The following is a 19,433-nucleotide window of genomic DNA, read 5'->3' on the forward strand; positions in this document are numbered from 1 at the left end:
CCCGCTTTACAGGGCGGATGGGCCATTCCAGACTGGGCACATCCACAGCACGCGGGGGCAAGGGCATGGACGTGGAACTGCTTGAGATCCGCCAGCACCTGGGGCGCTTCCCCCCCTTCGACGGGTTATCCGACGAGCTGCTCGACGAGGTGGCCGGCAGCGTGGAGGTGGCCTACTTCAAGGCCGGCAGCGATATCCTGGTACTCGACCAGGAGGTCCATGAGCTCTGCTACATCCGCAGCGGCGCCGTGGAGGTCTATCGCCGCGGCGGCGAGCTCTACAACCGCCTGGGCGAGGGCGACATCTTCGGCCACTTCAGCCTGATACGGAATCATCGTGCTCGCTTCCCGGCCCGGGCCATGGAAGACAGCCTGATCTACTTCATCCCCGAGCCCGCCTTCCAGCGACTCTGCGAGGCCGACGACAACTTCGCCGACTTCGTCGAGCTCGAACGCCCGCGGCTGGAGTCGACAGTCAAGGACGACAAGAAGAACAGCGACATGATGATCACTCGGGTGCGCAAGCTGCTGACTCGCTACCCGGTGATGGTCGAGGCGTCCACCACGGTGCAGGAGGCCGCTCGCCAGATCACCGCCTCCGGCGCCTCGGCGGTGCTGGTGCTCGACGCCCCCGGCGATACCCCCCGCTACACCTTCCGCGACAGCCAGGATCGTCATTGGCAGGTGCAGGGCATCCTCACCGACAGCGACTTCCGCAAGCATGTGGTGGCCGAGGGGCGCTCCCCCGAGACACCGGTGGGGGAGGTGATCGGTCCCCGCCTGATTGCCATCCAGTCCGACGAGTCGGTGCAAGAGGCGATGCTGTGCATGCTGCGCAACAATATCCATCACCTGCCGGTGATGCACCGTCGCCACCCCGTGGGCATCGTGCACCTCTCCGACATCATTCGCTACGAGACCGGCAGCAGCCTCTACCTGGTGAGCAATATCTTCCACCAGTCCAGCGTCGAGGGCCTGGCGCGGCTGTCGCCTGACGTGCGTGCCGCCTTCGTGCGCCTGGTCGAGGAGGGCGCCGACTCGCGAATGGTGGGCAGCGCACTCTCCACCATCGGGCGCAGCTTCACGCGCCGGCTGCTGGAACTGGCCGAGGAGGAGCTGGGCCCTCCGCCGGTGGGCTACTGCTTCATGGCCCTGGGCTCCATGGCGCGCAACGAGCAGTCCATCGTCACCGACCAGGACAATGCCCTGGTGCTTGATGACGACTTCGACCCCGCGCGCCACGATGCCTACTTCCTGGCGCTGGCCCAGCGGGTCAGCGACGGCCTGGATGCCTGCGGCTACCCCTACTGCAACGGCGACATCATGGCCACCAACGCCCGCTGGCGCCAGCCGCTGTCGGTGTGGAAGCAGTACTTTCGCGACTGGATCGATCACCCCTCCCCGGAGCGTCTGCTGCACAGCTCGATCTTCTTCGACCTGGACACCGTGTACGGCGAGAATGCCTTTGTCGAGCAGCTCCAGGACCTGGTGGCCAGCCGGGCGCCCAAGAGCCCGCTGTTCCTGGCGGCCATGGGCCGCAATGCTCTCAACCGCACCCCGCCGCTGGGCTTCTTCCGCACCTTTGTGATGGAGAAGGACGGCAAGCACAACAACTCCATCAACCTCAAGCGCCGCGGCACCGCGCCGATGACGGACCTGATCCGGGTGCATGCCCTGGCCTGCGGGTCACGGGCCCAGAACAGCTTCGCGCGGCTCGATGATATCGACCGCACACAGCTGCTGGCGCCGGGGGTCAGCCAGAAGCTGCGCTATGCCCTCGAGTTTCTCTCGATGTCGCGGATCCGCCACCACGTGATCGATATCGAGCATGAGCGGGCGCCGGACAACAATATCGAGCCGGAGAATATCTCCGATACCGAGCGCCACAACCTCAAGGATGCCTTCCAGGTGCTGAGCAACGCCCAGAAGTTCCTCAAGTTCCGCTATCCCATGCCGTCGCGCGCCCGGTCCCGCTGAGGTGGTCATGGTGCGCCTGCGCCCGCGAACGTCCGCGCCGACCCCGGGCTGGCCGGAGTACCTGGCCAGCCGCGCCGGGGTGGCCAGGGACCCGCGGCTGGCCCGCTTCTTCGCCGCCGGCTGCCCGGCCCCCGAGACCCCCATCGGCGAGGCGCCCATGGCGGCCCTGGACATGGAGACCACCGGCCTGGACGAGCGGCGCCATGCCATCGTCAGCCTCGGCGTGGTGCCCTTCACCCTGGGGCGTATCGCCCTGTCACGGCGCCGCTACTGGGTGGTGCGGCCCTCGCGGCCGCTCAGCGAGGAGTCGGTGACCTTTCATCACATCACCCATGCCGACATCGCCCGGGCCCCGGACCTCGAAGAGATTCTGGACGAGCTGCTCGAGGCCCTGGCGGGACGCCTGGTGGTGGTGCATTTTCGCCATATCGAGCGCCCCTTCCTGGACGCCGCGGTGAAGGCGCGGCTGGGGGAGGGCGCGATGTTCCCGGTCATCGATACCATGTCGCTGGAGGCGCGCATCCACCGCCAATCGTTGCTGGCCCGCTTCAAGCGCTGGATCGGCCGGCCGCCGGCCTCCATCCGCCTCTACGACAGCCGTGCGCGCTACGGCCTGCCCCCCTATTCGGGCCACCATGCGCTGATCGATGCCCTGGCTACCGCCGAGCTGCTGCAGGCCCAGGTGGCCCGCCACTACAGCCCGATGACCCCGGTGGCCGAGCTCTGGAGCTGATCGGCGCCAAGGCGTTCGTCTGTTTGCACTTCTCTTCTCCCCGAACGCAGCGAGGCGGCCCTAGGGCCGCCTCGCGGGGTCTTGCCGGCCATGTCGCGGCCGCTTGATGACGGGTTACTTGGCCTTCGGCTCGCTCATCAGGCCCTTGACGATGCCATAACAGCCGACCAGCAGCACCAGCGTGAAGGGCAGGCCGGTGGTCAGCGCTGCCGTCTGCAGGGCGGCGAGGCCGCCGCCGAGCAGCAGGGCGATGGCCAGGGCCCCCTCGATCAGCGCCCAGAAGATACGCTGGGGCTTGGGGGCGTCCACCTTGCCGCCGGCGGTGATGGAGTCGATCACCAGCGAGCCGGAGTCCGACGAGGTGATGAAGAACACGATCACCAGTGTGATACCCACGAAGGAGGTGATGGCCGTCAGCGGAAGCTGCTCCAGCATGGTGAAGAGCTGCAGTTCCAGTTCGGCATCCTGCACCGCCGTGACGCCGGCATTGACCACCTGGTCGATGGCGGTGGTACCAAAGGCGGTCATCCACACCACCGAGGCCAGGGTCGGCACCACCAGCACGGAGATCAGGAACTCACGCACGGTGCGGCCGCGGCTGACCCGGGCGATGAACATGCCGACGAAGGGCGACCAGGCGATCCACCAGGCCCAGTAGAAGGCCGTCCAGCCCTGACTGAAGTTGGCGTCCTCGCGCCCGAACGGCATGGAGAACGCCGGCAGATGGGTCACATAGCCGATCAGATTCTCGACCACGCCGGTGGCGATCATCAGCGTCGGGCCGACTAAGATCACGAACAGCAACAGCAGCAGGGCGAGCACCATGTTGATCTGTGAGAGGCGCTGCACGCCCTTGTCGACGCCGAGCAGGATCGAGCCCAGGGCCACGAGGGTGATGCCCAGGATCAGCAGCACCAGGGTGGCGTCGCCGGCGGGGATGCCGAACAGGTAGTTGAGGCCCCCGGCCGCCTGGGTGGCGCCGATGCCCAGCGAGGTGGTCAGGCCGAACAGGGTGGCGAACACCGCCAGGATGTCGATCACATGGCCCGGCCAGCCCCAGATGCGCTCACCCAGGATGGGGTAGAAGATCGAGCGCATGGTCAGCGGCAGGCCCTTGTTGAAGGCGAAGATCGCCAGCGACAGGCCGACGATGGCGTAGGCGCCCCAGGGGTGAAAGCCCCAGTGGAAGATGGTGGCCGCCATGCTTAAGCTGATGGCACCGGCCTGGTCACCCTCTGCGGCACCTAACGGCGCCCAGTCGGTGCGCACGCCATCCTCGCCCATGCTGATACCGCCCATGGCGGTGCCATAGTGGGTCAGCGGCTCCGAGACGCCGTAGAACATCAGCCCGATGCCCATGCCGGCGGCGAACAGCATCGAGAACCAGCCGGCGTAGCCGAAGTCCGGCGTGGCGCCGGCCCCCCCGATGCGTACCTTGCCCATCGGGGTGAAGATCAGCACTATCGCCAGGATCACGAAGACGTTGGCACCGAGAATGAAGACCCAGCCCAGGTTGGTGGTCAGGAAGCTGAACATGCTGTTGAAGATCGGCTCCATCTGATCCTGCAGGGCCAGTGTCAGGATCACGAACAGCAGGATCACGATCGAGGAGAACAGGAAGACCTTACCGTGCAGGTCCACATTCACGCCCAGCGGCGAGGCGGTGATGTTGTCCTGGCCGATCACATAGTCGGTATCGATGAGGTTCGCCGCCCCCTCAGGGGCAGGTATGCCCTCGGAGCCGGTATTCGGCTCCTGGGGTTTCTCGTCTTGGGGATCTTGAGCCACGAGACATCTCCCTTGCGGTTGGTGATGTGTTTGCTGATCCGGCTTATTCTCCGGCGCCGGGGCGTACCAGGAACACCGAGGCCTTGGTATGGGTGGCGACCTTGCCACCGTGGGATGGCATGATGACGTCCAGGTGCTTGGGCGGATGGGTCGGCATGACGACCAGGTCGGCGCCCACCTCGTCGATGGCCTCGATCAGGTCATTATCGAGGTCGGCGATCGGGTCGGGACTGACGATGGTATGAGTGGTGACCGGCTGGCCGTGGACCTGATGCCGCTCCTGGGCGAAGGCCTCGAGCTTCTGCGTGAACTCCTGGGGCGTACGCGCCACGCTGCCGGGCGTATTGGCGGTCACCCCCACGTAGCAGACCTCGGCATCATAGTGGCGAGCGAGGTCCGCCACCGCCTGCAGCGACGGCTCGATCAGTTCGAGATGTGCCAGGTCGACCGGCACCATGATCTTCTTGAACATGCCTGTATCTCCTTGTTAGCCACGAAGGTCCTGCGAGTCTGGTCAGTGTGGCCGTTCCCCGCCACCTTGCCAGGCGACGATTCAACGGCGGCGCTGCGCATTCCGAGCGGTCATGGTACCCATCCTCGCCATGGATTGCAGTGGGCTTGTCTGCGTTGAGCGACAGGGGGCAAGCGGGGCGCACGTTGCCAACGACAAGGGGAGGCACCTCTCGGTGCCTCCCCTTGCGCTCGATGCGGTCAGCCTCACCCCTCGGGCGAGGCTCGGCTAGCCCTCACGATTCGGGCAGCCACTCCTGCACCACGTCCTGGTTCTCCTCGACCCACTGCTTGGCGTTCTCGTAGGGGTCGGCGTCGTCTTCCTGGTTCATCAGCATGACCTCGCCCATCTGCTCGGGGGTCCACTCGAAGGCGTCCAGGATGGCGTAGGCCTCCGGCATCTCCTCCTCGAGCCCCTGGCGGACGATGGTGTGGATCTGCTCGGCACCGCCGTAGACGTTCTTCGGGTCCTCGAGGTACTTGAGGTCCCAGCGGGCGAACTTCCAGTGCGGCGTCCAGCCGGTGACCACGACGTCTTCCTCGTTCTTGATGGCACTGTCCAGGGCCGCGGTCATGGTCGCGCCGCTACCGCTACGCAGGGCGAGATCCAGGTCGTAGGTGTCGACCACGTCCTCGGTGAGGCCCATCAGTCCTGCGCCCGGATCGATGCCGATGATCTCGCCATTGAACGAATCGGCGTGATCATTGAGCTCGGCGATGGAGTCGACGTCGCTGTAGGCCGGGACCACCAGGCCGAGCTTGGTGCCGTCCAGGTTGGGGCCCAGGTCGACGACCTCGTCACCCACGCGCTCCATGTAGTCGGCGTGGGTGGTCGGCAGCCAGGCGGCAACGATGGCATCGGCGTCGCCGCTGGCCACGGCCTGCCACATGGCGGCGGCGGAGAGGGAGGTCATCTCTACCTCATAGCCGGCCTGCTCGAGCACGGCGCGCACCACGTTGGTGGAGGCGACCTCGGAGGACCACTCCACGTAGGCCAGATGCACGCTGCCCTTGTCCTGGGCCTGGGCGGCACCGGTGGCGAGCGCGGCGCCGGCGGCCATGGCCAGGCCGGCGAGACGGATGCGACGGTTCAGCGGGTGCTTCTTCATCGTGTTCCCCTTCTCTTGATGTTCACCTACGTACCTTGGAGGTGCCCCCGGGTGGATTCAAGGGGCCGCCTCAACGCTTACGACTTGCGGCCCTTGCGCAGCGACTGGGTCACGCGGTCGAGCAGCATGGCGAGGATCACCACGGCGATACCGGCCTCGAAGCCGTCGCCCGGGCGGAGGCGCTGGATGGCGCGCCACACCTCGCTGCCCAGGCCATCGGCACCGATCATGGCGGCGATCACCACCATGGAGAGCGCCAGCATGATGGTCTGGTTGATGCCGGCCATCACCGTGGGCAGCGACAGCGGCAGCTGCACCTTGAACAGCTTCTGGCTGCGGGTGGCGCCGTAAGCGTCGGCGGCCTCGATCAGATCCACCGGCACCTGGCGGATGCCCAGGGTGGTGAAGCGGATCGCTGGCGGCATGGAGAAGATCACCGTGGCGAAGATCGCCGACACCGAGCCGATGCCGAAGAACGGTATCGCCGGGATCAGGTAGACGAAGGCCGGCATGGTCTGCATGAAGTCCAGGATTGGCATGATCGTCTTGTAGAGCCGCTCCGAGAGCGCCGCGGCGATGCCCACCGGGAGGGCGATCACCACCGCCACGAAGGTAGCGATCACCACCAGGGTGAGGGTCTCGATCATCGGCTCCCAGAGCCCCAGATTCCAGATCAGCGCCAGGCCGAGGGCGCCGCCGATACCCAGGCGCAGGTTCGCCACCCACCAGCACAGCGCAACGATGATCGCCAGCAGGCCCCACTCGGGCAGCCACATCAGGGCATCATTGAGCACGTCGATGCCGGTCTGGGTCACCCGGGAGATGGCGCGGGTGACGACGGAGTATTCACTGGTCAGCCAGTTGAGGCCGCCCTCGATCCAATCCCCTAGCGGGATGCTCGGAATCTCGATAGCCATCATGCGTCTCCTGTTGCTGCCATGCTCTCGTGGTCTTTACCGGCTTCATCCAGCGCTGGGGGTTCGGCGGCCTGAGCCAACTGGTCGAGGACGGCACCCTTGACGACGACGCCGAGCAGCCGCCGTTGATCATCGATCACGGCGATGGGGAAGCTCTTCTCGCTGAACATGGCGAAGAGATTGTGCAGGGGTTCCTCGGGGGTAACGCTGCGGAAATCCTGGGTCATGATCTCGCGAATGTCGTCCTTGCCTTCCTTCGCCGCCCGTTCCAGCGTATCCACTTCCACCAGGCCCTGGAGCTTGCGATCCCGGCTGGTGACATAGATGGAGTCGATGCCGTTCTCGTGCATCTTGCGCAGGGTGGTGCGTGGGCCGTCCTCCTCGCGGGCCGTGGCGCGTACCGGGCGCATGGCATGCTCTGCGGTGAGGATCCTGGACATGTCCACACCCTCGATGAAGCGCTTGACGTAGTCGTCCGCCGGCTTGGTAAGGATCTCCTCCGGGGTGCCGATCTGCACGATTTCGCCATCCTTGAGCAGGATGATGCGGTCGGCGATGTTGATCGCCTCGTCCAGGTCATGGGTGATGAATACCGTGGTCTTCTGCATGCGGTGCTGCAGCTCGAGCAGCTCCTGCTGCATGTCGCCGCGGATCAGCGGGTCCAGCGCCGAGAAGGCTTCGTCCATCAGCAGCACCGTGGAGTCGTTGGCCAGTGCCCTGGCCAGCCCCACGCGCTGCTGCATGCCGCCGGAGAGCTGGTTGGGGTAGGCATCCTCCCAGCCATCCAGGCCCACCTGGTGGAGGGCATGGCGGGCCACCTTGGTTCGCTCTTCCTTCTCCACGCCGCGGATCTCCAGGCCGAACTCGGCATTCTGCTGCACCGTACGGTGGGGAAAGAGCGCGAAGTTCTGGAACACCATGGAAAAGTGGCGACGGCGGCACTCCAGCAGCGCCTTGTCGCTGAGCTCGGGGATGTTCTCGCCGTCGATGACGATCTCGCCCTCGGTGGGCTCGATCAGGCGGTTGAGGCAACGGATCAGGGTGGATTTGCCCGAGCCGGACAGCCCCATGATGACCAGCAGTTCGCCCTCGTAGACATCAAAATCGATATTCGACAGGCCCAGCGTCAGGCCGGTCTTGTCGAAGATATCGGGGCGTTTCAGTCCCTGGTTGCGCAGTTCGAGCGCCTTCTTCGGCTGGTTGCCGAAGACCTTGCTCAGGTTGCGTACCCGAATCTTGACGTTTCGGTTCTCGTTCATTGGCTCTGCCTTTTGTCTGCTCCCCGTCACCGGGCGGGAAGCGCCGAAGGGTCGAGTGTCGTGACGTAAAAAACGCCGTCATGATGCCAGGCTGCTGCGTTGACAGCGGCATCGGGTGACGATGGAGTGGGACCTACCCTAGCGTTTTTTGAATGATCATTCAAATTAAAACCCGGGGCGTCGAAGCCCTGCAGGATGGCGCAAGGGTGACCCATGTGTCGAATCTGACCACTTCCCGCCCCACGGAAGGCCGCGTCTGCGGCGTTGCTTTTTATATTACAAGTTATTGATAATAATAGTTTTATAGAATTATTGGCAGCGCCTGGCACGTTGTCTGCCCTCTGTTGGGTACAGTCCCGACGACTCAGGGAGTCAGCGATGATCGACCAAGAACTGAATCAAGACAGGCACCGCGGGAGGCGTTCGCGCCGGCTGACGGCCCTCGCCGCGGCCGCCGCCCTGGGGCTCGGCAGCCTGGCCCTGACCGGCTGCGGCAACGGCGAGGAGGAGATGCCGCCGATGGAAGAGCCGGCCGGCGAAGAGTCCTCAACCATGGGCGAAGAGCCCTCAACTATGGGCGAAGAGTCCTCAACCATGGGCGAAGAGCCCTCAACCATGGAGGGAGAGTCTTCCACCATGGGTCAGGAAAGCGACATGGAGCAGGTCTCGAGCATGGACAGCCAGGACCCCGCCACCCAGCAGGGCCAGACCATGGACCAGGAGTCCACCATGGATTCAAAGGCGGCGTCCGGTGACTCGGCCTCCGCCACGGAGCCGTCATCCGATGGCCCGGAGCAAGACGACGACCGGAGCGGCTCCTGACCGCCGGCGTCTCATCGGTGACCGGCCGACCGGACAGCCGCCGGTCACCCCACGGGCAACCAACGCCCGATTCACCCTCGATCTTCATGTAAGGAAGGAGGTGCAAGATGATGTCCAAGGAAACCCTCAGGAAGCTCGGTATCCTCGGTGTCTCGTTCGGCCTGATCGCCAGCCCGCTGGCCTTCGGCGACATGCACGAGGAGCCCGCCGACCCGGCCGCCCAGAGCACCGACTCCGCGGCCGACCCCTCCACCCAGCAGGCGGATCAGGCGGGCAGCGACCCGATGGCCGATCCGAACGCTCAGGGTGATCCGGCCACACCGGGTACCGATCCCGCGGCCCCGTCCACCGGCTCCGCCGCCGACCCCGCTACCCAGCAGGCGGATCCCGCGGCCGGCGATCCGAACGCCCAGGGCGACCCGGCCCAGGACCCCGGCTTCGGTGAAGGCAGCGAGGCGATGCCCGGCGCCGGTGACCCGGCCGCCAGTGGTGAGGAGCCCTACGAGTACGAGAACGAGGAACAGGAAGCGCCCTGGGACGAGGAGGGCGATGACAGCGAGGATGAAGAGCAGGGCGGGTAAGCCCCTGCGCCGCCCCTTCCGCGGGGCGGCTTCTGCTGATGGACGGTTCTCCCGGTCCATGCCCTTCCCAGGCCGGCGTATCGCGTTCCCCTCTGCCCGGCCCGGCATGTGACCCCTGGCCCCCGCTGTGGCGGGGGTCCTTTTTGTCTGGTTATGTGCCTGGCTACTCCTCATCGAGGCGACGGTAGAGGGTGCGCCGGGCGATCCCCAGCACCTCGGCGGTGCGCCGCTTGTTGCCGCCGGTGGCCGCCAGCACCTTGCGGATATAGCGCTTCTCCACCTCTTCCAGGCTCGGCCAGTCGGCGCGGGTGGCGGTGCCTGCCAGTACCCCCTCGGCCCGGGTCTCGCGGCATGTGCGACGGCGCCTCTCGCCCTGTTCGCGGATCCGCTGGGGCAGGTCGGCATGACACAGCTGGCCTGCCTCGGCCAGGGTCACCGCGCGCATGATGGCGTTCTCCAGCTCGCGCACGTTGCCCGGATAGGCGTAGCCGAGCAGGGCCTCCAGGGCGGCGGGCTCGATCCGCGCGATGCGCTTCTCCTGCTGGCCGGCGTGCTTGTCGATCAGCGCCGGGATCAGTCGCTCGATGTCGCCCTCGCGTTCGCGCAGCGGTGGGATGCGCAGCGAGAAGGTCTCGAGGCGATAGAAGAGGTCACTGCGAAAGTGGCCCTCCTCGATCTCCTGCTCCAGGTGGCGGTGGGTGGCGGCGATGATGCGCACGTCCACGGCTTCCTCCCGCTCGGCGCCCACCGGGCGCACGCTTTTCTCCTGCAGGGCGCGCAGCAGCTTGGCCTGCAGCGCGATGGGCATCTCGCCGATCTCGTCGAGGAAGAGGCTGCCGCCACTTGCGGCCTGGAAGAGTCCCTGGCGGGCGTCGTCGGCCCCGGTGAAGGCGCCCTTCACATGGCCGAAGAACTCGCTCTCCATCAGCTCGGCGGGAATGCTGGCGCAGTTCACGGCGACGAAGGGCCCGTCGCGACGCGGGCTTTCGGCATGCACGGCCCGCGCCATCAGCTCCTTGCCGGTGCCGCTCTCGCCGAGCAGCAGCATGGGCGCATCGCTGTCGGCCAGCCGGGCGGCGTCGTGGAACAGCGACTGCATGGCCTCGCTCTCGCCGACGATGCCGTGGAAGCTGTTCGCCGCCCCGTCGCACGCCAGGCGCGAGGCCAGGCGGCGGCTCTCCAGCACCCGGTAGACCGCCTCGCGCAGCCCCTCCAGGTCCAGCGGCTTGGTCAGGAAGTCGTCGGCGCCCTGCTTGAGCGCCTCCACCGCCTGGTCGATGGTGCCGAAGGCGGTGATCACGATGAAGCCCACCGCGCTGCCCTCGCGGCGCAGCCGCTCGAGCAACTGCATGCCGTCGATGCCGGGCAGGCGCACGTCGCTGATCACCAGGGCCACCTCGCTGTGGCTGAGCGTGGCCAGCGCCTGTTCGGCACTGCTCGCGGCAAGGGTCGGGTAGCCGGCATCGGCCAGCTCCTCCTCGAGCAGTTCCAGGATTGCCGGGTCGTCCTCGACGATCAGCAGCGGCAGGGCAGGCATCTCGCGTTCCGTGTCAGGCATGGGGTGTCCGTTCATGGGGAGTGTCCTCGAGTGGCAGCACGATCTCGAAGCCGGCGCCTCCCAGCGCGCTGTCGAAGACGCCGATGGAGCCGCCGTGGTCGTTGATGATGCGATGGACCATGGAGAGTCCGAGGCCGCTGCCCTGGCCCACGGGCTTGGTAGTGAAGAAGGGGTCGAAGACCCGGGGCCGGTCGGCCTCGGGAATGCCGCAGCCGTCATCCTCGATGGTCAGGCAGAGGCTGTCGTCGCGGCGGCGGGCCGTCAGTCGGATCCGCCGCACGCCTTCGGCCTGGGTGGCATTGCGCAGCAGGTTGGTGAGGACCTGGACCAGCTGCTGGCCATTGGCCAGCAGCGTCACCGGCGGGTCCGGCAGCAGTGGCTCGAGGCGGATATCGCGTGCCTCGAGGTCGGCCTCGACCAGTTGCCGGGCATCGTGGACGAGGTCGTCCAGGGCCAGCCGTTCCTTGTCGACGTTGTGCTGGCGCCCCAGGTCCATCAGCTGGCGCACGATCTCGACGATGCGCTGGACCTCGCTGCGGATGCGCCCCAGGCGCCGCCGTTCGTCGTCGCCGATGGCGTTGCGACGCTCGAGGCGCTGGGCCTGGCCCTCGATCACGGTAAGCGGCGTGCCGACCTCATGGGCCACCCCGGCGGCCAGCACGCCGAGCTCGGCCAGCTTGCGCGACTTGCGCAGTCGACGCTCCAGCTCGATCTCGCGGCGTTGCCGGGCCTCGATGTCGGCATCCTTCTCGGCCAGGGCGTCGAGCATGTGGTTGAGGGCCAGGCCGAGCCGGCGGAATTCGTCGAGGCCCTGGATCGTGGCCCGCTGGCGGCGCTCGCCCCGGGCGACCCGCTCCATCACCTCGAGCAGCCGGCTCAGTGGCCGTTCGATATGGCGCCGGAACATCCACCAGATGCCCAGCACAATGCCCGCGGCCCCGAGGCTGAAGGCGACCAGGGCGAGCAGGCTGAGAAAGCCGGTGTAGTTCTCGATGCCGGTGTTGAGGCGGTTGACCTGCAGCACGCCGAGGATGGTGCCATCGGGGGCTCGCAGCGGCATCAGCGACGAGAAGTAGGTCCAGCCATCGTCGTCGCGATAGTCGCTGCGCATCTCGCCCGCCTCGACCACGGCCTGGAGCTCCTCGGCGTCGTAGAGCGCCTCGCCGAGCCCAAGGCCGTGGATCTCCTTGCCCGTGATATCGAAGACATAGGCGCCGTAGATGCGGTTGTAGGAGAAGGCCGACTGCAGGGTCTGCTGCAGCGATTCCGAGGTCTCGCGGGTCAGGGCATAGCCCAGGGAGGTGCCGATGGCGCGGCTGATGGTCTGCACCTCGGTCTCCAGCTTGGAGCGCACGTTGTCCTCCAGCGAGGTGATGGCCACCAGGCTGAAGATCATCAGCACCAGGAAGAGCGGCACGATGACCGTGACGATGATCAGGTTGCGCAGGCGCATGGGGGTCCCTGTGGTCGGAGGGGCCGCGTCCGGTGCGGCCCTCGCGTGGCTAGTCGGCGGGCACCAGGCGGTAGAGGCCGCCGTCGGCGTGGTCGCTGAGCAGGTAGAGGGCACCGTCGCGCCCCAGGCGCACGTCACGGATGCGGCCGACCTCGCCGTCGAGGATCACCTCGCGCTCGACCACTCTGTCGCCGTCCAGGGCGAGGCGCACCAGCCTTTCGCTGGCCAGGCCCCCGGCCAGCAGCTGGTCCTGCCAGGCGGGGAAGCGGTCGCCGCTCACCTGGGCCAGGCCCGAGGGGGCGAAGCGCCCGGCGAAGACGTGCGCGGGGTCGCGCATGCCGGGGGCGCTGTCACGGCCGATGGGCAATTTGGTGGCGTAGTCGTTGCCGCGGCTGACCACCGGCCAGCCGTAGTTGATCCCGGCTTCGAGGCGGTTGAGCTCGTCGCCGGTGCGTGGACCGTGTTCGGTGGACCAGACCGCGCCGTCGGCGGTCACGATCAGGCCCTGGGGGTTGCGGTTGCCGTAGGTGAAGAGTTCGGGCAGGGCGTCATCGTCGTCGACGAAGGGGTTGTCGTCCGGCACGCCGCCCTCGGCGGTCAGGCGCAGCACGCTGCCGGCGTGGTCGCTTTGGTTCTGGGCGCGTTCGGGGCTGCCGCGTTCGCCGACGCTCATCAGCAGGGTACCGTCATCGCGCCAGGCCAGCCGCGAGCCGTAGTGCCTGCCCGGCCGGGAATAGCGGTCTTGTACGAAGAGCGTCTCCAGGTCGACCAGGGCGTCGCCCTCCAGCTGCCCCCGGGAGAGGGTGGTGGCGCTGCCGCCGTTGCCGGGCTGGCTCCAGGTGAGGTAGACCCAGTCGCTGCCTTCGCCATAGTTGGGGTGCAGGGCGATATCGAGCAGGCCGCCCTGGCCACGGGTGGAGACTTCGGGCACGCCGGAGAGGCGGGTGACCTCGCCGTCCTCGCTGACCCGCGTGAGGCGCCCGGGGCGCTCGGTGACCAGCCACTGGCCGTCGGGCAGCTCGGCGGCCGACCAGGGGTGTTCGAGGCCGGCGGCCACGCGCTCCAGGCGCAGCTCAAGATGGTCGGTGGCGATGCGCTCCTCGACCACCTCGGCGGCCACGGCCGGGCCGGCGAGCAGGGCGCCGCCCAGCAGCAGGGCGGTCGAGAATGCGTGACGTGGCGTAGGCATGCGGCTTCCCCCTCGATGGCTGTACCCGCATAGGGATCCTACACAGGGACTCTGCCGAGGCGAGGGTGTTCCCCGCGAGGGGCATCGGTGATGGCGTTGCTACATCAGGATCGCCAGCAGGATCGGCAGGTAGACCAGCGACAGCAAGGTGGAGCAGAACACCAGGCTCGCCACGTACTGGGGCTCGCGACCGGCCTTCTGGGCGAAGAGGTAGTTGAACACCGCCACCGGCATGCTCATCTGCAGCACCAGGATGGCCAGCGCCATGGGCGGAAGCGCCAGCAGGCTGCCGATGCCCCAGGCGATGCCGGCGGCCACCGGGATGCGCACCAGGCTGAAACCGATGCCGGACCCCAGGTTGCGGGCATGGATGCTGGCCAGCGAGACGCCCAGGGTGATCAGCATCAGCGGCACCGTGAAGCCCGAGATCAGGTCGACGCTGTTGGCGAGCCAGCGGGGCAGGTCGGTGTCGGTGAGCAGCAGCCCCATGGCGATCAGGATGGCGTAGACCACCGGTGTCTTCGCCAGTGCCTTCACGGGGTTGCCGCGGCTCGCCAGGATGGTGCCCAGGGTGAACTGGAACAGCGAGACCGTGACCATCACCGTGATGCCGAACACGAAGCCGGCACTGCCGAAGGCATAGAGCACCACCGGCAGGCCCATGTTGCCGGTGTTGGGGTACATGGTGGGGGCCAGCAGTACCCGCCAGTCCTTGCCCAGCAGCCGGGCCAACGGCCAGGTCGCGCCGGCCATGGCGATCAGCACCAGCGCCGTGGCCAGCATGGTGCGCCCGAAGCTGCCGGCGTCGATCTCGGCCCCGGCAAGCGAGGCCAGCACCAGGGCCGGGGTGCCGATGTTGAACACCAGCCGGGTGACGAAGGCCACCGGGAAGTCGTGGCCGAGGCGTACCCAGACGAAGCCGAGCCCCGCGCCGGTGAGCACGGGCGCCATCACGGCGAAGAGTTCGGCGAGCATGGGCGGCATCCTTGCATGGCGGTAGGAGAGGCCGCGTATTGTCGTGAATGCGGGACTCTCGGGGCAACTCCGGCGTGCCGTCGGCATGAAAAGGCCCCGGCACGGGCCGGGGCCAAGGATCGAAATACCAGCCTCCTCAGATTAGAACGCGTAGCGGGCGGAGAGCCAGAGCCGTCGATGCCCAGCAAGAAGCCCGGTCGGTGACCGGGCTTGGCGGGCGAATAGCGGCCGAGGCGTTACTCGGCGGAGCGGTCGGCGGCCTCGCGGGTCCGTTCGCCGACGTTCTCCAGGGCCTCGCCGATGCGGTCCAGGGCCCGTGATGCCCCTTCCTGGGTGGACTCCCAGGCGCTGGCAGCGCCCTCCTTGGTGTCCTCCCAGGCCTGCTGGGCACCCTCCCGGGCGTTCTGCCACCAGTCGTTGGTGTATTGCGGCTGCTGGGCGATCTGCTCCTCGCTCATGTCGACATTCACCCGGTACTCGATCTCCTCGAGGCTGTTGCCGTTCTGGGTCTCGACGGTGAACTTGCCGGTCTCGATCACGAAATGCTGTTCGCCCTTTAAGTCGAAGAGGTTGCCGGTGTCGATGACCAGGGCGCGGACCTGCATGTCGTTGTCGAGCAGGATGTCCTCGACCTCGCCGATCTGCTCGCTGCTGGAACTGGCGTAGACTTCGGCATCCATCAGCTCGTCGGCCGAGTAGAGGCCCTGTGGCTGGGCGATGGCACTGCCGGCGACGGCCAGGCCGCCGGCGAGCAGCGCCCCGAGGGTGGCCTGCTTGATGGCGTGATTCATCGGTTTGCGTTGGGCCATGCGTTCACTCCTTGTGAACCGTGAAGGTCCATATGATCGGTGGCGCCTGTCGACGCCTCACCCGGTTAGTGTGGTCAACGGCCGGCGAGTTCAATGGCGACCCGCCAGCCCGCCCGGTCATCGCCGCCCGAGACCCCACATGAAGTAGGCGCCGCCCAGCAGCGAAGCCACCAGGCCGGCGGGGATCTCCGCGGGAAACAGCAGCTGGCGGCCCAGCCAGTCCGCCAGCACCATCAGCAGGGCGCCGATCAGCGCGGCCCCGAGCAGGTGCGCACGGGCCCGGGAGAAGCCCGCCAGCCGCGCCATATGGGGGGCCAGCAGGCCGACGAAGGAGAGCGGGCCCACCACCAGGGTAGCGCAGGCGGTCAGCAGTGCGACCAGCAGCAGCAGCGCCAGCCGGGCCCGTGCGACCCGCACCCCCAGGGCCGCGGCCGTGGCCGCGCCCAGCGGCAGGATATCCAGCCAGCGGGCGAAGGGACGAGCCGCCAGAGCCAGCACCACGGCGAGCCCCGCGACGACCGTCGCGCTGACGGGATCGACGTAGTAGGTGGAGCCCGAGAGCCAGGCGATGACCTGCTGGCCGCGAGGGTCGCCGCCGGCCAGCACGATGGCGCGCACCGCATCGAACAGCGCGGTGATCGCCACGCCGCTGAGCAGCAGCCGCTCGGGCACGAAACCGCTGCGCCGGTTGAGCAGGACCAGCACCGCCAGGCTGGCAAGCGCCCCCAGGGTACCGGCGGCGACCAGGGTCAGGTTGCCCGGGGCGGGCAGCAGGAAGAGTGCCGCGATCAGGGCGATGGCGCTGCCGCCGCTGATGCCCAGCACCTCGGGGCTGGCCATGGGGTTGGCGGTGACGCGCTGGATCAGGGTGCCGGCGATGGCCAGCATGACGCCGCTGCCCGCCGCGGCCAGCAGCCGCGGCCAGCGCCACGCCAGCACCGTCTCCTCAACAGTGGCGAACCAGCCGTCGGCCGCCTGGCCCAGCAGCAGGGCGAGCAGGGTCGCGGCGGCGAGGCCCAGGGCCAGCCCCGCGGCCAGGCGCCCGGGGGCGGGATGGCGCGGGGCCAGGGCCGTGGCGGCGCCGGGCGGGCGGCCGGCCTCGAGGCGCAGCCGGGGAATCAGCCACAGCAGCAGCGGCGCTCCCAGGGCGGCGGTGGTGGCCCCGGTGGGGATCAGGGTGGGCAGGGTGCCGGCGAAGCGCTGCAGCAGCAGGTCGGTGGTGGCCAGCAGCAGGGCGCCGAGCAGCGCCGACCAGACGAGCCGAGGCCCCAGGCGGCGCGCGCCGGCCAGGCGCACGATATTGGGCGCCGCCAGGCCGATGAAGCCGACCACCCCTACCACGCTGACCACGCAGCCGGTGAGGAAGACCGCCAGGCCCAGCCCCGCCAGGCGCAGGTGCTTCAGCGAGACGCCGAGGCTCCTGGCGCTGGCGTCGTCGAGTTCGAGCACCGTCAGCGGCCGCAGCAGCAGCCAGGCCGCCAGGCCGCCCAGCAGCAGCCGCGGGGCCAGGAAGGCAGCGTCGCCCCAGCCGTTCTGAGCCAGTGAGCCGGCGCCCCAGATCAGCAGCCCCTTGAGGGTCTCCTGGTGGAAGAGCAGCAGCACCATGCCCAGGGCCCCGGCGTAGAGATTGACCACCAGGCCGGCGAGGACCACCACCGCCGGGGAGAGGCCGCGGCGCCAGGTCAGCGCGAAGACCAGCGCCATGGCGCCGGCGCCACCGGCCAGGGCCACCCATTCGCGCCCGGCCAGCAGCAGGCCGGGGGCGAGCAGGGTGGCGGCCATCAGCGCCAGGTTGGCGCCGCTGGCCACCCCCAGGGTGGTGGGCGCGGCCAGCGGATTGCGCAGCACCTGCTGCATCAGCACCCCGGCCAGGGCCAGCCCGCCGCCGGCCAGCAGCGCCATGGCCAGGCGCGGCCACCAGCTGTAGTGGCGCACCAGCGCCTCGGCATTCTCCGGCGTCATCGTGGCCAGTGCCCGCAGGCTCTCGATCAGTCCGCCCTCGACGAGCGATCCCAGCACCAGGGCCAGCAGCGCCAGGCCCGGCAGCAGGCAGACCAGCGCCGGCGCGCTGCGGCGGGCCGCCTCAGTCGTCATGGGCAGCGTCCTCCAGGGCGGTGACCAGGTGGTCGGCGAAGCGTTGCGCCGAGGGCAGGGCGCCGAAGCTCCATACCGGCGGCAGGGTGATGAGGGCCTCGTCGCGCACGCTGGGCTGCTGCTGCCAGAGGCCGCTGTCTGACAGGGCCGCCTCGACGCCCACCGGATAGGGCTCGACCACCACCAGTTGCGCCTCAAGGCCGGCCAACTGCTCGAGGCCCACCAGCGAGAAGCCCCAGGCGTTGGTCTCGCCGCGCCAAGCGTTGTCAAGCCCCAGGCGGGCCATGGCGGCCTGGTAGAGGCCGCCCTTGCCGAACACCCGGACATGGCGTTCGTCCATGAACTGCACCACCAGCAGCGGCGGCACCCGCTCGGGAAGACGGCGGCGCAGGGCTTCCAGGCGCGCCTCCGTCTCGGCGATCAGCCGCTCGGCGGCCGCCTCCCGCTCGGCCAGGCGACCCACCTCGCGGGTCAGCTCGCGAAGCTGGGGCCAGGTCTCGCGCCCCGGGGTGTAGAGCGGCAGGGTCGCCACCGGGGCGATGCGCGACAAGCGCGGTGCCAGGTTGGCGAACATCGGCGAGATCAGGATGCGCTCGGGCGCGAGGCTCGCCAGCAGCTCCAGGTTGGGCTGGCTGCGCAGGCCGAGATCGACGGTCGCGGCGGGCAGGCGCGGCGCGCGCACCCAGGCATGGTAGGCATCGACCTGGGCGACGCCGGCCGGCGTGGCGCCCAGCGCCACCAGGGTCTCGGCCAGGGTCCAGTCGAGGGTGGCAATGGCCGGCTGGGCCAGGGCGCGCGGTATCGGCACCAGGGCCAGGGACACAAGCAGTGCGGCCAGAACGCCGCGAAGCCGCCAGGCGGGCACGTTATGCATGGACCAGGGCGACCGGATGCTGGCCGGTGGGGTGCGCCATCACCCGCATGGGGATGCCGTAGATCGCCTCCAGGGTGGCCTCCTCCATCAGCTCGGCCGGGGTGCCCCGGGTCAGCACGCGCCCGCCGTGCAGGGCGACCAGGTGGTCGCAGTAGCGCGCCGCCATGTTGATATCATGGAGGACGATTACCACGCCGAGCCCCAGCGTCTGGCTGAGCCGGCGGATCAGCGCCAGCACCTCTACCTGGTGGGCGATGTCCAGCGCGGCGAGGGGCTCGTCGAGCAGCAGGAAGTCGCTGCCCTGGGCCAGCAGCATGGCCAGCCAGACCCGCTGCCGTTCGCCGCCGGAGAGGGTGTCGACCAGGCGGTCGGCGAAGGCCTCGGTGTGGGTCGCGTCGATGGCCCGTTCGATGGCCGCCGCGTCCTCGCGAGTGTGGCGACCCAGCAGGCCTCGCCAGGGGTAGCGGCCCATGCCCACCAGCTCGCGGCCGAGCAGGTTCTCGGTGGCGGGCAGCTGCTGAGGCAGGTAGGCCACCCGACGGGCGAACTCGCGATGGCCCCAGCGGGAGAGGGGCCGGCCGGCGAAGTGCAGCTCGCCCTGGCTCGCCGGCTGCTGGCGCGCCAGCAGCTTGAGCAGGGTCGACTTGCCCGAGCCGTTATGGCCGATCAGGCCATGCACCCGGCCGCCCTCGAGGGTCAGGTCGGTGGCGGCGAGCAGCGACTGGTCGGCGACGCTGAAACCGGCTCCGCGCAGTTCGAACATGCAGGACGCTCCTTCGGCGGGCC

At 68.4% G+C, this 19,433-nt stretch carries 17 protein-coding genes; 4 read left to right on the forward strand and 13 right to left on the reverse strand.

Annotated elements, in window-relative coordinates:
• Nucleotides 1-65 precede the first annotated feature (65 nt).
• Complete coding sequence (locus M8009_RS06065) at nt 66-1,976, forward strand: DUF294 nucleotidyltransferase-like domain-containing protein (protein ID WP_250059909.1); 1,911 nt, start codon at nt 66-68, stop codon at nt 1,974-1,976.
• A gap of 7 nt (nt 1,977-1,983) precedes the next feature.
• Nucleotides 1,984-2,709 carry a 3'-5' exonuclease gene (locus tag M8009_RS06070; RefSeq protein WP_250059911.1) on the forward strand — a complete coding sequence of 242 codons (726 nt, stop codon included), beginning with the start codon at nt 1,984-1,986 and terminating at the stop codon, nt 2,707-2,709.
• Nucleotides 2,710-2,823: 114 nt separating this feature from the next.
• Here M8009_RS06070 and M8009_RS06075 read toward each other — a convergent pair whose 3' ends face one another.
• The 5 genes from M8009_RS06075 to M8009_RS06095 form a co-directional block, all read right to left on the reverse strand.
• Nucleotides 2,824-4,497: a BCCT family transporter gene (locus M8009_RS06075; RefSeq protein WP_250059912.1), complete on the reverse strand. Its 1,674-nt coding sequence runs from the start codon at nt 4,495-4,497 to the stop codon at nt 2,824-2,826.
• Between the two features lie 43 nt (nt 4,498-4,540).
• Nucleotides 4,541-4,969, reverse strand: coding sequence for a universal stress protein (locus M8009_RS06080; RefSeq protein WP_250059914.1), 429 nt, complete (start codon nt 4,967-4,969; stop codon nt 4,541-4,543).
• Nucleotides 4,970-5,243: 274 nt separating this feature from the next.
• Complete coding sequence (locus M8009_RS06085; protein ID WP_250059916.1) at nt 5,244-6,116, reverse strand: glycine betaine ABC transporter substrate-binding protein; 873 nt, start codon at nt 6,114-6,116, stop codon at nt 5,244-5,246.
• A gap of 77 nt (nt 6,117-6,193) precedes the next feature.
• A complete protein-coding gene (locus tag M8009_RS06090; protein ID WP_250060058.1) occupies nt 6,194-7,027 on the reverse strand; it encodes an ABC transporter permease in 834 nt (277 codons plus the stop codon).
• Between the two features lie 5 nt (nt 7,028-7,032).
• Nucleotides 7,033-8,292: a quaternary amine ABC transporter ATP-binding protein gene (locus M8009_RS06095; protein ID WP_250059918.1), complete on the reverse strand. Its 1,260-nt coding sequence runs from the start codon at nt 8,290-8,292 to the stop codon at nt 7,033-7,035.
• A gap of 378 nt (nt 8,293-8,670) precedes the next feature.
• Here M8009_RS06095 and M8009_RS06100 point away from each other — a divergent pair, with 378 nt between their 5' ends.
• Together M8009_RS06100 and M8009_RS06105 are read left to right on the forward strand one after the other, a co-directional pair.
• Nucleotides 8,671-9,114, forward strand: a complete 444-nt coding sequence (locus M8009_RS06100; protein ID WP_250059919.1) for a hypothetical protein — start codon at nt 8,671-8,673, stop codon at nt 9,112-9,114.
• A 107-nt stretch (nt 9,115-9,221) separates the two neighbouring features.
• The gene (locus tag M8009_RS06105; protein ID WP_250060062.1) at nt 9,222-9,695 is read left to right on the forward strand and encodes a hypothetical protein; all 474 of its coding nucleotides are present in this window, start codon (nt 9,222-9,224) and stop codon (nt 9,693-9,695) included.
• Nucleotides 9,696-9,858: 163 nt separating this feature from the next.
• On the opposite strand, the gene M8009_RS06110 is transcribed toward M8009_RS06105, so the two are convergent.
• The 8 genes from M8009_RS06110 to M8009_RS06145 all read right to left on the reverse strand — a co-directional run bounded on the left by M8009_RS06110 (nt 9,859) and on the right by M8009_RS06145 (nt 19,410).
• The gene (locus M8009_RS06110) at nt 9,859-11,253 is read right to left on the reverse strand and encodes a sigma-54-dependent transcriptional regulator (protein WP_250059921.1); all 1,395 of its coding nucleotides are present in this window, start codon (nt 11,251-11,253) and stop codon (nt 9,859-9,861) included.
• Complete coding sequence (locus M8009_RS06115; protein WP_250059923.1) at nt 11,246-12,706, reverse strand: sensor histidine kinase; 1,461 nt, start codon at nt 12,704-12,706, stop codon at nt 11,246-11,248. Before M8009_RS06115 ends, M8009_RS06110 begins: the two co-directional genes overlap by 8 nt.
• Nucleotides 12,707-12,755: 49 nt before the next feature.
• The gene (locus tag M8009_RS06120) at nt 12,756-13,895 is read right to left on the reverse strand and encodes a PQQ-dependent sugar dehydrogenase (protein WP_250059925.1); all 1,140 of its coding nucleotides are present in this window, start codon (nt 13,893-13,895) and stop codon (nt 12,756-12,758) included.
• Nucleotides 13,896-13,994: 99 nt separating this feature from the next.
• Nucleotides 13,995-14,870 (reverse strand): AEC family transporter, encoded by an 876-nt coding sequence (locus tag M8009_RS06125; RefSeq protein WP_250059926.1) that lies wholly within the window; start codon nt 14,868-14,870, stop codon nt 13,995-13,997.
• A gap of 236 nt (nt 14,871-15,106) precedes the next feature.
• Nucleotides 15,107-15,679 carry a PRC-barrel domain-containing protein gene (locus M8009_RS06130; protein ID WP_250059928.1) on the reverse strand — a complete coding sequence of 191 codons (573 nt, stop codon included), beginning with the start codon at nt 15,677-15,679 and terminating at the stop codon, nt 15,107-15,109.
• Between the two features lie 117 nt (nt 15,680-15,796).
• Nucleotides 15,797-17,773 carry a Fe(3+)-hydroxamate ABC transporter permease FhuB gene (gene fhuB / locus M8009_RS06135; RefSeq protein ID WP_250059929.1) on the reverse strand — a complete coding sequence of 659 codons (1,977 nt, stop codon included), beginning with the start codon at nt 17,771-17,773 and terminating at the stop codon, nt 15,797-15,799.
• On the reverse strand, nt 17,763-18,647 hold the full coding sequence (locus tag M8009_RS06140) for an ABC transporter substrate-binding protein (RefSeq protein ID WP_250059930.1): 885 nt from the start codon (nt 18,645-18,647) through the stop codon (nt 17,763-17,765). The genes fhuB and M8009_RS06140 overlap by 11 nt, the downstream gene beginning before the upstream one ends.
• Nucleotides 18,640-19,410, reverse strand: a complete 771-nt coding sequence (locus M8009_RS06145; protein WP_250059931.1) for an ATP-binding cassette domain-containing protein — start codon at nt 19,408-19,410, stop codon at nt 18,640-18,642. The genes M8009_RS06140 and M8009_RS06145 overlap by 8 nt, the downstream gene beginning before the upstream one ends.
• Nucleotides 19,411-19,433: the final 23 nt, after the last annotated feature.

This window comes from Halomonas gemina, assembly GCF_023554995.1.
GTDB classification, from domain to species: Bacteria; Pseudomonadota; Gammaproteobacteria; order Pseudomonadales; family Halomonadaceae; genus Halomonas; species Halomonas gemina.